14 protein-coding genes are annotated in these 13,513 nt (G+C 67.9%); 4 read left to right on the top strand and 10 right to left on the bottom strand.

The window, feature by feature from the left end; genetic code table 11:
• Window positions 1-690: a heavy metal response regulator transcription factor gene (locus tag E1956_RS23165; RefSeq protein ID WP_134753285.1), complete on the top strand. Its 690-nt coding sequence runs from the start codon at window positions 1-3 to the stop codon at window positions 688-690.
• Window positions 687-2,132 (top strand): heavy metal sensor histidine kinase, encoded by a 1,446-nt coding sequence (locus tag E1956_RS23160; RefSeq protein ID WP_134753283.1) that lies wholly within the window; start codon window positions 687-689, stop codon window positions 2,130-2,132. The genes E1956_RS23165 and E1956_RS23160 overlap by 4 nt, the downstream gene beginning before the upstream one ends.
• A gap of 29 nt (window positions 2,133-2,161) precedes the next feature.
• Here E1956_RS23160 and E1956_RS23155 read toward each other — a convergent pair whose 3' ends face one another.
• Entirely contained in the window at window positions 2,162-3,259 is a 1,098-nt protein-coding gene (locus E1956_RS23155) for an AI-2E family transporter (protein ID WP_134753281.1), read from the bottom strand.
• A gap of 227 nt (window positions 3,260-3,486) precedes the next feature.
• Window positions 3,487-4,644 carry a metallophosphoesterase gene (locus E1956_RS23150; RefSeq protein WP_134753279.1) on the bottom strand — a complete coding sequence of 386 codons (1,158 nt, stop codon included), beginning with the start codon at window positions 4,642-4,644 and terminating at the stop codon, window positions 3,487-3,489.
• Window positions 4,645-5,152: 508 nt separating this feature from the next.
• Between E1956_RS23150 and E1956_RS23145 the strand changes: the two genes are divergently transcribed.
• Together E1956_RS23145 and E1956_RS23140 are read left to right on the top strand one after the other, a co-directional pair.
• Window positions 5,153-5,476 carry a hypothetical protein gene (locus E1956_RS23145; protein ID WP_134753277.1) on the top strand — a complete coding sequence of 108 codons (324 nt, stop codon included), beginning with the start codon at window positions 5,153-5,155 and terminating at the stop codon, window positions 5,474-5,476.
• Between the two features lie 21 nt (window positions 5,477-5,497).
• Window positions 5,498-6,097 carry an alpha-ketoglutarate-dependent dioxygenase AlkB family protein gene (locus E1956_RS23140; RefSeq protein WP_134753275.1) on the top strand — a complete coding sequence of 200 codons (600 nt, stop codon included), beginning with the start codon at window positions 5,498-5,500 and terminating at the stop codon, window positions 6,095-6,097.
• A gap of 143 nt (window positions 6,098-6,240) precedes the next feature.
• Here the strand turns inward: E1956_RS23140 and mdcH are convergent, their stop codons facing one another.
• The 8 genes from mdcH to E1956_RS23100 are packed head-to-tail and all read right to left on the bottom strand — an operon-like array spanning window position 6,241 to window position 13,399.
• Entirely contained in the window at window positions 6,241-7,170 is a 930-nt protein-coding gene (mdcH, locus tag E1956_RS23135; protein WP_134753273.1) for a malonate decarboxylase subunit epsilon, read from the bottom strand.
• Complete coding sequence (locus E1956_RS23130) at window positions 7,167-7,856, bottom strand: malonate decarboxylase holo-ACP synthase (RefSeq protein WP_134753271.1); 690 nt, start codon at window positions 7,854-7,856, stop codon at window positions 7,167-7,169. The genes mdcH and E1956_RS23130 overlap by 4 nt, the downstream gene beginning before the upstream one ends.
• Window positions 7,856-8,677 carry a biotin-independent malonate decarboxylase subunit gamma gene (gene mdcE / locus E1956_RS23125; RefSeq protein ID WP_134753269.1) on the bottom strand — a complete coding sequence of 274 codons (822 nt, stop codon included), beginning with the start codon at window positions 8,675-8,677 and terminating at the stop codon, window positions 7,856-7,858. The genes E1956_RS23130 and mdcE overlap by 1 nt, the downstream gene beginning before the upstream one ends.
• Window positions 8,674-9,555 (bottom strand): biotin-independent malonate decarboxylase subunit beta, encoded by an 882-nt coding sequence (locus E1956_RS23120; RefSeq protein ID WP_134753267.1) that lies wholly within the window; start codon window positions 9,553-9,555, stop codon window positions 8,674-8,676. The genes mdcE and E1956_RS23120 overlap by 4 nt, the downstream gene beginning before the upstream one ends.
• Window positions 9,552-9,866: a malonate decarboxylase subunit delta gene (locus E1956_RS23115; protein WP_134753265.1), complete on the bottom strand. Its 315-nt coding sequence runs from the start codon at window positions 9,864-9,866 to the stop codon at window positions 9,552-9,554. Before E1956_RS23115 ends, E1956_RS23120 begins: the two co-directional genes overlap by 4 nt.
• Complete coding sequence (locus tag E1956_RS23110; protein ID WP_134753263.1) at window positions 9,854-10,873, bottom strand: triphosphoribosyl-dephospho-CoA synthase; 1,020 nt, start codon at window positions 10,871-10,873, stop codon at window positions 9,854-9,856. The genes E1956_RS23115 and E1956_RS23110 overlap by 13 nt, the downstream gene beginning before the upstream one ends.
• Window positions 10,874-10,878: 5 nt before the next feature.
• Window positions 10,879-12,570, bottom strand: a complete 1,692-nt coding sequence (gene mdcA / locus E1956_RS23105; protein ID WP_134753261.1) for a malonate decarboxylase subunit alpha — start codon at window positions 12,568-12,570, stop codon at window positions 10,879-10,881.
• The gene (locus E1956_RS23100) at window positions 12,554-13,399 is read right to left on the bottom strand and encodes a GntR family transcriptional regulator (protein ID WP_134753259.1); all 846 of its coding nucleotides are present in this window, start codon (window positions 13,397-13,399) and stop codon (window positions 12,554-12,556) included. Before E1956_RS23100 ends, mdcA begins: the two co-directional genes overlap by 17 nt.
• Between the last annotated feature and the right edge of the window lie 114 nt (window positions 13,400-13,513).

Here is a 13,513-nt window from a genome sequence, read left to right as displayed (position 1 = left end):
ATGAAAGTATTGGTGATCGAAGACGAGCGCAAGGTGGTGGATTACCTGCGCAGCGGGTTGAGCGAGCAGGGCTGGGTCGTCGACGTCGCGATGGACGGCGAAGAGGGCGCGTGGATGGCCACCGAGTACGACTTCGACGTGATCGTGCTCGACGTGATGCTGCCCAAGCTCGACGGCTTCGGTGTGCTGCGCGCCGTGCGCGCGAAGAAGGACACGCCGGTCATCATGCTGACCGCGCGCGACCGCGTGGACGACCGCGTGCATGGCCTGCGCGACGGCGCCGACGACTATCTGACCAAACCGTTCTCGTTCCTCGAACTGGTCGAGCGTCTGCGCGCGCTCACGCGCCGCGCGCGCGCCCAGGAGTCCACGCTCATCTCGGTGGGCGACCTGCAGGTGGACCTTATCAGCCGCCGTGCGACGCGCGACGGCGTGCGGCTCGATCTCACGGCCAAGGAGTTTCAACTGCTTTCGGTGCTCGCGCGGCGGCGCGGGGAAATCCTCTCGAAGACGCTCATCACCGAGCTCGTGTGGGACGTGAACTTCGAGAGCAACGCCAATGTGGTGGAGACGGCCATCAAGCGGCTGCGCGCGAAGCTCGACGGCCCGCACGCGGCCAAGCTGCTGCACACGATACGCGGCATGGGCTACGTGCTGGAAGTGCGCGAGGACGGAGGCCAGCCATCATGAAGCGCTCGATCTCGCTGCGGCTTTCGGCGATGTTCGCAGCGGTGTCGCTGGTCGTGTTCACGCTCACCGGCGCGGGGCTCTTTCTGCTGATGCAGCATCAGCTCTTCAACGAGCTGCGCGAGACGCTCGACACGCGCGCGCGCATCGCGGGCCTGATCGTCTCGCATGCGCCGGACGTGAAGAAGTGGGCCTTCGTGCAGGAGAAGCTGCGCGATCTCTCGCCTTCGGACAGCCGCATGCATTACTACGTGGAAGGCCCGGACCCGCGATTTCGCTTCGGCGCGCCCATCGCCGGAAAGGTCACCGGCGATGTCGGCCCGAATCATCAGCTCGTGCGGCCGGCGGGCTGCGACTACGACATGATCGTCACGAGCATGATGGTGCCCGCCAGCGGCGACCGGCCCGAGGTGAAGCTCGTGGTGGCCAGCGACTGCATCCGCACGGAAAGCATGCTGCGGCGCTTCGGCATTGCGCTGGGCGTGCTGATCGCGCTTTCGACTATCGCGGTGGCGCTCCTGAGCCGCGCGGTCACGCGCTTCGGTCTCGCCCCGCTCACGCGGCTCTCGCGCGAGGCGGCGCAGCTGAGCCCCTCGAACCGCCGCCAGCGCCTCTGTGACGGCGAGTTGCCCGAAGAGCTGCACGAACTCGCCACCTCGTTCAACGGCGCGCTCGAGCGGCTCGACACGGCCTACGAGCGCCTCGAATCGTTCAATGCCGACGTCGCGCACGAATTGCGCACGCCGGTGAGCATCCTGATCGGCCAGACCCAGGTGGCGCTCACGCGCGATCGCTCGGTCGCGCAGTTGCAGCAGACGCTGCAATCGAATCTTGAGGAATTCGAACGATTGCGTGTGATCGTCAACGACATGCTGTTCCTCTCGCGCAGCGACCGCGGCGAGCGCGCGACCGAGCTCACGGAAGTTTCGCTGCGCGGCGAAGTCGAGCGTATGCTCGAGTTTCTGGAGATGCCGCTCGAAGAGGCGCAACTGAGCGTGCAGGTACACGGCGATGCGCGCGCGTGGGTGAATACCTCGCTGATTGGCCGCGCCATGAGCAATCTGTTCGTGAACGCGATCCAGCATTCGCCGCCCGCAACCGTGCTGCAGGCGACCATCGCGCCGCAGGACGGCCATGTCGAAATTGCCGTGTCGAATCCCGGCGAGCCGCTCGACCCGGTGGTGCGCGAGCATATTTTCGACCGCTTCTACCGCATCCAGGAAGCGCGCTCGAACAGTCACGAGAACCACGGCCTCGGGCTGTCCATCGTCAAGGCGGTGGCGGAGATGCACGGCGGCAGGGTATTCGTGCGCAGTGCGAACGGTGTCAATACGTTCGGCTTTTCAGTGGCCGTGCAGGGCGGCGACACGGCGGCCAGCGCGCCGGTCACGCCCGACGTCACGCGCCAGGGCCGCGCGGGGCTGCCGCTGCACGTCTCGTCCTGAGGCCGCGCCATCTTCGCGCGGCTTGCGCGCTAGACGAGGTCGTCGTCCGTTTGCTGGTTGGCGTCTTCTTCGTTCTGGTGGTGCTGGTCGCGGCGCAGCAGATCCCAGCAGCTGATGAAGAGCGCCGCAATCAGCGGCCCGATCACGAAGCCGTTGATGCCCATCAGCGAGATGCCGCCTAGCGTCGAAATCAGCACGACCCAGTCGGGCAGGCGCGTGTCCTTGCCCACCAGCACGGGACGCAGCACGTTGTCCACGGTGCCGATCACGAGCGTGCCGAACAGCGCGAGGCCGACGCCCTTGGCGAGCGCGCCCGTCGAAATGAAATAGATGGCGATGGGCACCCACACGAGCGCCGCGCCCACCGCGGGCAGCAGCGAGAGCAGCATCATCACGAAGCCCCACAGCAGCGCGCCCTGAATCCCCAGCACCCAGAGGGCAATGCCGCCCAGCGCACCCTGCACGAACGCCACCGCCACATTGCCCTTCACAGTCGCGCGGATCACGGTCGTGAACTTGCGGATGAGATGCTGCTTGTGCGATTCGTCGAGCGGGATCGCATCGCGTATGAGCCGGGAAATCTCGCGGCCGTCGCGCACGAGAAAGAAGAACATGTAGAGCATCACGCAGAAGCTCACCATGACCTGCACCGTGATCTGCCCGACGCTCAGCGCGCGTGTGGCGACGAACTGGCTGATTTGCGCGGCGCCCGCGGAAAGGCGCTGCTGGAGGCCCGGCAGATCCATCAGGTCGTAGCGCGCAAGCAAGTTTTGCAGCGACTGCGGCAGGGCATGCACGATCTGGCTGAAGTAGGTCCCGAAGTCGAGACTGCCCGAGCGCACCTGCGAGTATGCGTAGCCCACCTGCTGGATCAGCGTGCCCGCCACGAGCGTGAGCGGGAAGATCACGATGACGAGACAGATCGTGAGCGTGATGAACGCGGCGAGCGTGCGCCGCCGCCCGAGGCGCGCGACGATGCGGCGCTGGACGGGCTGGAAGATCAGCGCGAGTATCGCGCCCCACAGCACGGTGCTGAAGAACGGCGCGAGCACGAAGCACAGCGCGATGGAGACGACGAAGAGCAGCAGATAGAAAGCGGTCTGGTGGAGTTGCTTGTTGCCGTCCATGAGCGGTGGATTCCTGTGCGTTACGGGCAAGCGCAAACCCGGGCGAGCGGGTGGCGTTGTCGAGCATGATACGGCCTCGCGCGGGCTGCTGGCGGCAGCCTGCGCGCCGCCGGTGCCGCGTTGCTGCGGGTAGCCTTGCGGGGTCTCGAACGAGGCTCGCGGCAGGGGCGTTTGGGCGCGCTCCAGTGACGACTTGGATGCGCGCGCAACAATCTATGGCAATGGACTCAACGGGCGCCGACGAGCCGCACGCGCGTGATTTCCGACGGCGCGCCAAGCCGTTTCGGCGGCCCCCAGTAGCCCGTGCCGCGGCTCGTGTAGACCCATAGGCTGCCGAGCTTTTCGAGGCCCGCCGTGAACGGCTGCTGCAGCCGCACGAGGAAATTCCAGGGGAAGATCTGGCCGCCGTGCGTATGGCCCGAGAGCTGCAGCGTGTAGCCCGCATCGGCGGCGGCATGCGCGGTGCGCGGCTGATGGGCGAGCAGGACGCGCGTGTTCACGTCGGCGGGCGCGCCGCGCAGCGCGCCCTGCGGATCGCTGCGATGCGCGGGATCGAAGTGCCCGCCGGTGTAGTCGGTCACGCCTGCGAGCACGAGCCGCGCGCCGCCGTGCTCGATCACCACGTGCTGGTTCATCAGCACGGTGAGGCCGATGCGCCGGAACTCGGCGACCCACGCGTCGGCGCCCGAGTAGTACTCGTGATTGCCGGTGACGAGGTAGACGCCGTGATGCGACGCGAGCCGTCCGAGCGGCGCCGTGTGATTCGACAGATGCTGCACGCTGCCGTCCACGACATCGCCCGTGATCGCCACCACGTCGGCGTCGAGCTGGTTCACGGCGCGCACGATCGCATCCACGTAGTCGTGCTTGATGGTGGGGCCGACGTGAATGTCGCTCAACTGAACGATCGTGAAGCCGTCGAGCGCGGCGGGCAGCCCGCGGATCGGCACGTCGACGCTGCGCACGCGCGCGCGCCGCCGGGCGTTGAAAAAGCCGAACGCGCTCGAGCAGAAGGCGAGCAAGGCCACGGCAGCGGCGCTGCCCGTGCGCCAGCTCGCGAGATCGACGTTGCCCGGCCAGATTGCGGCGACGGTCATGAGCGAGGCGAGCACGAGATCGCGCACGATCGTCAGCATGAGCAGCGACGAGAAAAAACCCATCGCGAGCATGCCGGTCCATGCGAGACGGTCGCCGAGCGGCTGGCGCTTGAAGCGGCGCGAGAGCATGCCGGGTGGAATCACCAGCACGGAAAACACGAGCCACAGCGCGGCGAGCCACTTGCCCGCGGCGGGCACGGGCAGGTCGGGAATCAGCCGGAAGCCGACATAGATGTGCAATAGCACACCAATCGAAATGAAGCGGAGCAGAAACGAGAGTCGGGGCATGTCGGGCCGATGGTTAACTCAGTTAGCTCAGGCAACTGACGCAACGGGGTGGGAGGCGCGGGCACGTACATTGGGCGGACCGCAAAGCGTGGCGGATTGCGCGAGGCCGGCGGCGCGCGTTGCATGGCGCACGAGGCGATGCGGGCCAATGCATGGCTCACGCATCCGAGGCATTTTACCGGCAGCGCAGCGTTCGTGCCGGAGCGGGGCAGGTGCGACTTCGGCGCACTGCAGCACCGCATGCAAGGGCGCGGTGCAGGCGCCACTCGCAGCTTGCAGCGGGCTTGCGGCGGCCGTGCCGGAATCGTGCGCGCACCGGCGAACGGCAGCACGACGGAGCGAGTGCGGCACTGCGGCATAACCCTGGATTGCCAACCTCGGGCCGCCGTCGCACTATTTTCTTGCGGGCCCGTGTACGCTATTAAACGTTCATTGAATCGGCCTGACCGATGGACTATGCTCGAATCGAGGCCCGTGCGGTTTCGGGCGCTCTGGGGGGAGACGGGTCATGAAAATCACCAAGCCGGATGTGCAAGGGCTTCATGGTCGTCATGTCGGTCATGAGGGTAGTCACGTCATGGTGCCGATGGTCGTGCTGTCGATCATGGCCGTAGTGCTGTATTTCTCGGTCAGGCACGTCGACATCCTCGAGATCGGCCGCAGCGCGCTATTCGACGTCGTGATGGTGTTCGTCGCGCTCGGCATAGCGGGATTCTTCGGCGTAGTGGGGGCGTGGCTGCGCTCGCGCACGACCGACGAACCGCCCGAAGGCTTCTGCTTCGTGGGTGCGCTCATTGGCGCGGTCGTGTTCTATATCGCGCTGCTGACCTGAGGCGGCGCCTTTTCCGGTCCGATGTTCGATCTCTTCGACGATAGCCCGCAACCCGACATCGACTGGCATCCCGCGTGGCTTGCACCTGCGGCGGCCGCCGCCTGGCTCGCGCGCATCGTCGCCGAAACGGATTGGCGGCAGGAGCGCATCCGCACGCCCGGCGGCTGGGTCGACCAGCCGCGGCTCACCGCATGGCAGGGCGATCCCGGTGCCGTCTATATCTATTCGGGCATCCGCAACGTGCCGCAGCCGTGGACGTCGGCCGTGGCCGAGTTGCGCGACGCCATTGCCGCGCTCTGCGGCGTGCGCTTCAACAGCGTGCTGCTCAACCGCTACCGCAGCGGCACGGACAGCATGGGCTGGCACGCCGATCATGAACCCGAGCTCGGGCCAGAGCCTGTGATCGCCTCGCTGAGCCTTGGCGCGACGCGGCGCTTCGACTTGCGCCACAACGCAACCGGCGTGACGCGCTCATTCCCGCTATCGAGCGGCAGCCTGCTTGTGATGCGCGGCAAGACCCAGGCGCAGTGGCGCCACCGCGTGCCGAAGGAGCCCGCGGTGAGCGGCGAGCGGGTGAATCTCACGTTTCGGGTGGTGATGCCTGAATTGCGCAAGAAGTAGGGGAGTTGGCGGATTTTGTCTGGTGATTGGGTGAAATTGCGCCTGGATTATGTGCTTCCGGACGATATCGCGCTAAAAATCCAATTCAACTTTATGCGCATAAATATTTAATTCGCGGATTCACACCGACAGCAGGCATCGCGTCAGTCGACGCCCAGACGCCGCCGCACGGTGGCCGCGAGCCGGTCGAGCGGCAAGGTGGCAGCACTCAATGGCGCGACTTCGGGGTAATGCTCGCGCGCGATGTCGGTGAGCACCTGGCCGGGTGGCGCTTCAACCAGCACGGTCGCGCCCGACTCGATCATGACCGTGAGCGCGTCGAACCAGCGCACCGTGTAGCGCATGTTGGTGGCAAGGTCGGCGCGAATCGCATCGGCGTCATGGAGCGGACGGCCGCCGCGATTGTCGACGTAGACCCCCTCGGGCGAGCGAAACGGAATGTCGCGCGACCACGCCACGAGCTGCTCCGTTGCGTCGGCAAATAGTTCGCAATGCGAAGGAACGGAAACCGCGAGACGCTGCGCTTTGCGCGCGCCCGCCGCGAGCGCGCGTGCAGCGAAGGCTTCGAGCGCCGCGTTGGCGCCTGCCACGACGATCTGGCGCGGCGCGTTGACGTTGGCTACATAGACGCGCTCGCTGCCGTCCTGCGCATTCGCTAGCGTCTCGACCTGAGTCTCGCTGAGTCCCGAGACCGCCGTAAGGCCGTAGCCCGACGGCCACGCGGACTCCATCAGCTCGGCGCGCTTCTTCACCATGCGCAGAGCGTTGGCGAAATCGAGCGCCCCGGAGCACACGGCGGCCGGATAAGCGCCCACGGAGAGCCCGGCACTGAATTGCGGCGAGAGCCCCGCCTGAGCGAGTGCGCGTGCGTGCGCCACGCCGGCTACCACGAGGCCGATCTGCACCGCGACCGTCGATTGCAGCGCCTCCGCACTATCGAGCGCAAGCACGTCGATGCCGAGCGTTGCCGAAGCTTCGTCGAGCGTTTTGCGCACGATCTCGTGCTCGGGCAGCCGGTGCAGGAAGCCGGGGCTTTGCGCACCCTGGCCAGGAAAGAGGCAGGCGAGGCTCATGACGGTTGCCAGGGATCGGCAACGAGGCGCGCGCCGTCGCTCGCGCGTGCGAGCACGCGCGACTTCTTGCCTGGCGCGAGCTGCGCGAGTTCGGCAAGTGCAACGCCGCCTGCCGGCGTTTCCACCTGTGCGTCCACGCGTGTGCCCGCGCGCTGCGCGGCGTGCGCGAGCGCGGCGGCGAGCGCGTGGATCGTGGCCGCGTCGCTGCGTTGGGGCATGCGGATCAGCACGTCGAGATCGCTGGATTCGGTGAGCGTGGGGGCCTGGGTGGCCAGCTCGAAGCCCGCGCTGCCCGTTGGCCCCCAGACGAAGTCGTGCAGGGGGCCTGGAGTCTCGCGCAGTGCCGCGAGGGCCACGAATGCCGCGAATGTGGCGCGAGCGGGTGAGGGCGCTGCCGCGAGCAGCACTTCGGGCGAGATGGACGATTCGATATCCTCAACATCGACCCATGTGCCGAATCGCTCGGCACGCGTGGCGCCGCGTACGCCCGCCGCCACGAAGCCCGGCGCGGCCTGGGCGCGGCGCACGACCGCGAACGGCGCGCGGGCGAATGCCGTGCGCACCCAGTCCGGCTCGCCCTCCACGGGCGTGAGTCGCGCGAGCCGGAGCAGATCGTGCGCGCGCCAGCGCGGGTCGTCCGCACGCGGTGCCTCGGGCGCGAACGGCGGCGCGGCGCACACTCGCATCAACTCGCGTCCCACTGTTGCGCGAGCCGCTTGCGGACCTCGATCGACGCCGCGCGCGTGCGTTGTGCCGCTTCGCCTTGCAGGCGGTGCGCGAGGCCGCTCTTGTCCTCGCGCGCCTCGCGCACCCTGCGTGCAAGCACTTCGCGCACACGGGCGACTTGGGCGTCGTCCGGCGCATCGGCATCGACGTCTGCAATCAGTTCGTCGAGCAGCCCGAGCTTCGCGAACGAGGCCATCGAATACGACATCGGCACGATCTTCTCGCCGAGTTCGTCGAGGTCTTCGACGCTGCGGCGCGTGACGCGCGCCGCCGCTTCCTTGCCCATCGCGTGCACCATCGTGCCGGGCGCATCGAGCGCGACGATGCGGTTCGCCTGATAGCCGTGCGCGAGGAACGCGCCCGACATGGCCGGGCCGACGATCAGCGCCACGACGGGATGCCCGGCGAGGCGTGCGCTCGCATAGGCGTCCACGGCGGCGGCGCAGGCGAGGTGGATGCCGAGCATCTCTTCGCGATAGCCGTACGCCTGGCTCTTCACGTCGACGATGGCGACGATCGGGCGGCGCGTGCCGCTGGCGGCGTCTTCGGCGATCGCTTCGCGCACGGCCTGGGCGAGACGCCAGCCCTGCTCGAGGCCCACCACGTTTTCGCGCGCGCGGGGGAAGCGGTTATCGGGATCGGGCGCGACCGTGATGAAGCGCGCGGTCTCGCCGCCGAGTGGCGCATCGGCATAAGGCACGCAGGGCGTGCATGCGTCGTCCGGCGCGCCTGCGAGTGCGCGCAGCCACAGCGTGCCCCGGCTCAGATTCGTATCGCTCATGCCGGCTCTCCGTGCGTGCTGGAAGAAGTCAAAGAGGTGTCGAACATCGTGCCCATCTTGTCGGGCGCGACGCTGGCGGGATCGATCTGCGCGAGCTTCGCGAGCGTGGCCTCGACCTGCTCGGTGCGATGCGCGTGCGGCACGCCGCGTGCGAACGCGGCACGTACGGCGGCGCGCACGTCGTCTACGGCGTCGTCCACGAGCGCGTCGGCGTAACCGGTTCGCTCGCGCTGCTCGCCGCCGATCAGCTGCCACACGTGGCGCCGGTCGCTCGAGTCGAGCTCTTCGATGCCCGCTTCCTGCTCGATCACTTCGGGGCCGTTCATGCCGAGACGCCCTTGCTTCGTCATCACGAGATACGAGCACAGGCCGGCCGCGAGCGACATGCCGCCGAAGCAGCCCACCATGCCCGCGATCACGCCGACCACGGGCACATGGCGGCGCAGCGCGACGATGGCCGACTGCATCTCGGCGATCACGGCGAGGCCGAGGTTGGCTTCCTGCAGGCGCACGCCGCCGGTCTCGAACAGCACGACGGGGCGCACGATCTTGCCGCGCTCGCAGTCGGCAAGCGCGAGCTCGAGCGCGGCCGCGATCTTGCTGCCCGATACCTCGCCGATGCTGCCGCCCTGGAACGCGGACTCGATCGCGCATACGACGGCGGGCTCGCCGTCGAGCGTGCCGCGCGCGATCACGGCGCCGTCGTCGGCCTGGCACACGATGCCCTGCAGCGGCAGCCACGGCGACTCGAGGCGGTCGAACGGGCCCAGCAGCTCGCGGAAGCTGCCCTTGTCGAGCACGGCGGCGGCGCGCTCGCGCGCGCTCAATTCGATAAAGCTCTCGCGCAGCAGCGCGGACGTGTTCGGACTCGTGCTCATGCCTCGCCTCCTTGCGCAGCGTCTTGCGCGGCTTCCACGGCTTCGGCAAGGCGCAGCGCCACGACGCCGGGTGTCGCACCGAAGTCGTTGATCTCGATGAGCGCCGCGCCGTCGTAGCGCGTGAAGAAGCGGTCGAGCACGCTCTTCCAGATATGGCCGTAGCCGTCCACGCTCGTGTGCACGACCACGCGCGCCTGCATGGCGACGGCGGGCTGCAGCAGCACTTCGAGATCGCCCGAGCCCACCACGCCCACGTGGGCGCGCGTCGTCACGGCGCGCTGCGCCGGATAGTCGAATGTCAGTTGTTCCATGAAACCGTCCTCCCGCCGATGCGGTGGTGAAGCAGTCTGTCGATGAAGAGCGTCGCGGCGAGCAAGTCGGCCGCGCCACCCGGCGATGCGTTGAGCGCCAGTAGCGCACGTTCGAGTGCGTCGAACGCGGCGCGGCCCGCGCGCGTGGCGATGCCGCCCGCGTCGCGCACGCGCTGCGCCCCCGCCTGCGCGGCCTCGCGGCCCGCGAGGCCCGCGCGGTGCAGCACGCAGGTGTCGTCGAGCGAGGCCATGATGGCGAGCAGTGCGTCCACGCGCGCTGCCGCTTCGTCGTGCCCTTGCGCGCGCGCCGCATGAAGCGCGGGCAGGCCCACGTCGATCACGTGCGGAAAGCCATCTTGCGCTTCGCGGCGCGCGCCGCCCACGTTGTAGCGTTGGCGCACGCGTTCGCCGTTGCTTGGCGTGGGTTGGGCAGTGGGTGCCATGCGGTCGTCGAAGCGCGCGATCTGCGCTGCCGTTTCCGCAATCTCCATGGCATGCGGATGGCCGCCCCACGGATGGCCGCCCCACGTAAATACGTTAGTGCCACCCGATGGCGTATGCACGATGGTTGCGCCCGCAACAAGAAGGCCAACGATCCAGATCGCGCCGCGGTGCGCGTTGCTGCCGCCGGTTGCGCACATCATCGCGGCTTCGCCGGCGCGGCCGATGCGCGCGAGGTCGGTGCGCAGCGCGCTGCCCGGCGTCGCGCCGCGCGAAGCGCGCGCGAGCGCCGCAAACGTGGGTTCGAGCGCATGCGCGGAACGCAGCATCGTCGCGAGATCGAGATCGACGTGCGCGCCGCTGCCGCGTGCGTCCACGAGCGCGGGCTTGGGCGTGAGGCGCGCCTCCTCGATGAGCGCATCGCGGGCGAAGCGCGCGAGTTGCGCTTCGGGATCCAGCGCGGCATCGCGGGCGGCCTGTGCATGACGTGACGGTGGCGACGCCGGTGACGTCGTACAGGCGGCCGCTGCGCCTTCGACCAGCGTGTCCAGTGAGAGCGTGCGCATCGCGCTTACCAGCTACGGAAGCGCGCCGGCGGCGTATAGAGCCCGCCCGACCACGTCACGAGATCGTCGATGCTGCGCGCCGCGAGCAGCGAGCGTTTCGCGTCGCCGCGGCGGATGCCGAGATCTTCGGGGAACTGAACGATGCCGCGGCGGCGCAGTTCGTCGGTTTTCTCGGGGTTGGCGCGCAGGCCAATGGGCGTCACGCCCGCGACCGCCGCGAGCACGGCCCGCCGCTCGTCGATGCCCTCCGCGCGATGCAGATGCGCGATGCCTTCCTCGGTCACGACGTGGCTCACGTCGTCGCCGTAGATCATCACGGGCGCGATGGGCATGCCGCTCTTTTCGCCCACGGCAATCGCGTCGAGTTCGTCGACGAAGGTTGGCTCGCCGCCTTTCTTCCACGTTTCCACGAGTTGCACGACGAGTTTGTGGCCACGCGCAATCTGCGATTGCGGGTCGCTCGCCTTCAGCAGCTTGAGCCACGCCTCGCTCGCGTGGCGGCGCCCGCGCGGATCGTGGCCCATGTTCGGCGCGCCGCCAAAGCCGGCAAGCCGCCCGCGCGTGACGGTGGACGAGTTCGCGTCGGCGTCGATCTGCAGCGTCGAGCCGATGAAGAGATCGACGCCGTACTGCCCCGCGAGCTGGCACAGCACGCGGTTCGAGCGCAGGCTGCCGTCGCTGCCGGTGAAGAACACGTCGGGGCGCGCGGCGACATAGGCCTCCATGCCCACTTCGCTGCCGAAGCAGTGCACGCTCTCGACCCAGCCCGATTCGATGGCCGGTATCAGCGTGGGGTGCGGATTGAGCGTCCAGTTGCGGCAGATCTTGCCCTTGAGGCCGAGCGATGCGCCGTAAGTGGGCAGCAGCAGCTCGATCGCCGCGGTGTCGAAGCCGATGCCGTGATTGAGCGACGTGATGTTGTACGGCGCGTAGATGCCCTTGATGGTCATCATCGCGGTGAGCACCTGCAGGTCGCCGATATGGCGCGGATCGCGCGTGAACAGCGGCTCGACCGCGAAGGGCCGGTCGGCCTGCACGACCACGTCCACCCACGAGCCGGGAATGTCCACGCGCGGCAGTTCGTCAACAATTTCGTTCACTTGAACGATCACGATGCCCTGGCTGAAGGCCGCGGCTTCGGCAATCGTCGGCGTGTCCTCGGTGTTCGGGCCGGTGTAGAGATTGCCGTGACGGTCGGCTTTTTCCGCGCACAGCAGCGCGACCTGCGGAATCAGGTCGACGAACATGCGCGCGTAAAGCTCCACGTAAGTGTGAATCGCGCCCACTTCGAGCCGGCCGTCTTCGAGCAGTTGCGCGACGCGCAGGCTCTGCGGACCGGCGAACGAGAAGTCCACGCGGTGCGCGATGCCGCGCTCGAACAGCGTCAGATGCTCGGGGCGGCTGATGCTCGAAATCAGCAGATGAACGTTGTTGAGCTTCGCGGGATCGGCCTTGGCGAACGAGCGCGAGAGGAAGTCGGCCTGCTTCTGGTTGTCGCCTTCGAGGGCGACGCGGTCGCCGGGGCGGATCAGCAGTTCCAGCGCTTCAGTCATGCGCGCGGCAGGCAGGATGCCGTCTTCGAGCCAGCCGGCAATGGCGGCGAGGCGCCGGGCCTTTTCATCGCGGCGCGTGGTCCACGAACGCGGAGCCGGGTTGACGAGGTCGGGCGAAGTGGGCGTTTCAGCTTGAGGCTTCATCGGGAGTTCGGCTCCGTGAGCGGGGTGTTGCGGGAGAGGCGGAAGCAGCGGTGGCAGCAGTGCGGGCGCGCCGTTTTTTGGCGGCGGGCTGCGCCGCTGCAAGCTCGGTCAGGAAACGATAGATCAGTTCGCCCGTGCCCAGCAGGTGCTCGGCCACGAGCGCCTGTGCGGCGGGGATGTCGCGCCGCTTCACGGCGTCGAGGATCTCGGTGTGCTCGGCATCCGATTCGCCCTTGTAGGCCGGAAAGCCGAATTTCAGGCGCAGATAGCGTTCGCCGCGGCGATGCAGGCTGGCGAGCATCTCCATCAACTGCGGGCGGCCGGCGGGCGCATAGAGGCTCATATGGAAGGCCTCGTTGCGCGCCACATAGAGCGACGGGTCGCGCTCGCGCGACGCGGCGGCAGCCAGCGCGCTCACTTCGCGCAGCGAGGCGTCCGTGTGATTCGGAATCGCGAGGCCTAACGCGAGGCTCTCCAGCGCGGAGCGGATCTCGTAGATCTCGCGCGCTTCGTCGCGCGAGAGCGAGGCGACGCTCGCGCCCTTGTTGACTTCGATGCGCGCCCAGCCTTCGCTCGCGAGCTGGCGCAGCGCCTCGCGCACGGGAATCGCGCTCACCGAGAAGTGGCGCGCGATCGCGTCCTGGCGCAGCGGGGCGTCGGGCGCGAGCGCACCTTCGACGATGGCGGTGCGCAAGGCGTCCGCGATCATGCGCGAGGTGCTGGCGCGCGGCGCCGCGGCGGCCGGCAGGCCCGGCAATGCGTGCGGTGCAGGTTGTGAGGCGTCCATGTCGTTGCCTTCCAGGGGAAAACCATTCGTTGCGTGACTCATGAGATCACATATTATATATAAAACGGTGACTTTGAAAGTCCCGGAAACCCTAAACCTGCGCAGCGCAATACGCAGACGAATGCGCAGGAAATAGGGGCTCGCGGATAGCCCATG

This window comes from Paraburkholderia pallida (genome assembly GCF_004524855.1).
In the GTDB taxonomy this organism is placed as follows: domain Bacteria; phylum Pseudomonadota; class Gammaproteobacteria; order Burkholderiales; family Burkholderiaceae; genus Paraburkholderia; species Paraburkholderia oxyphila.
Note: the sequence above shows the minus strand (reverse complement) of the source record. Positions and strands in the feature narration are given on the sequence as shown.

Bases quoted from the DNA above. Each gene is read 5' to 3' on its own strand.
- E1956_RS23165 (WP_134753285.1), top strand. From the start codon at position 1: ATGAAAGTATTGGTGATCGAAGACGAGCGCAAGGTGGTGGATTACCTG.
- E1956_RS23160 (WP_134753283.1), top strand. From the start codon at position 687: ATGAAGCGCTCGATCTCGCTGCGGCTTTCGGCGATGTTCGCAGCGGTG.
- E1956_RS23155 (WP_134753281.1), bottom strand. From the start codon at position 3,259: ATGGACGGCAACAAGCAACTCCACCAGACCGCTTTCTATCTGCTGCTC.
- E1956_RS23150 (WP_134753279.1), bottom strand. From the start codon at position 4,644: ATGCCCCGACTCTCGTTTCTGCTCCGCTTCATTTCGATTGGTGTGCTA.
- E1956_RS23145 (WP_134753277.1), top strand. From the start codon at position 5,153: ATGAAAATCACCAAGCCGGATGTGCAAGGGCTTCATGGTCGTCATGTC.
- E1956_RS23140 (WP_134753275.1), top strand. From the start codon at position 5,498: ATGTTCGATCTCTTCGACGATAGCCCGCAACCCGACATCGACTGGCAT.
- mdcH (WP_134753273.1), bottom strand. From the start codon at position 7,170: ATGAGCCTCGCCTGCCTCTTTCCTGGCCAGGGTGCGCAAAGCCCCGGC.
- E1956_RS23130 (WP_134753271.1), bottom strand. From the start codon at position 7,856: ATGCGAGTGTGCGCCGCGCCGCCGTTCGCGCCCGAGGCACCGCGTGCG.
- mdcE (WP_134753269.1), bottom strand. From the start codon at position 8,677: ATGAGCGATACGAATCTGAGCCGGGGCACGCTGTGGCTGCGCGCACTC.
- E1956_RS23120 (WP_134753267.1), bottom strand. From the start codon at position 9,555: ATGAGCACGAGTCCGAACACGTCCGCGCTGCTGCGCGAGAGCTTTATC.
- E1956_RS23115 (WP_134753265.1), bottom strand. From the start codon at position 9,866: ATGGAACAACTGACATTCGACTATCCGGCGCAGCGCGCCGTGACGACG.
- E1956_RS23110 (WP_134753263.1), bottom strand. From the start codon at position 10,873: ATGCGCACGCTCTCACTGGACACGCTGGTCGAAGGCGCAGCGGCCGCC.
- mdcA (WP_134753261.1), bottom strand. From the start codon at position 12,570: ATGAAGCCTCAAGCTGAAACGCCCACTTCGCCCGACCTCGTCAACCCG.
- E1956_RS23100 (WP_134753259.1), bottom strand. From the start codon at position 13,399: ATGAGTCACGCAACGAATGGTTTTCCCCTGGAAGGCAACGACATGGAC.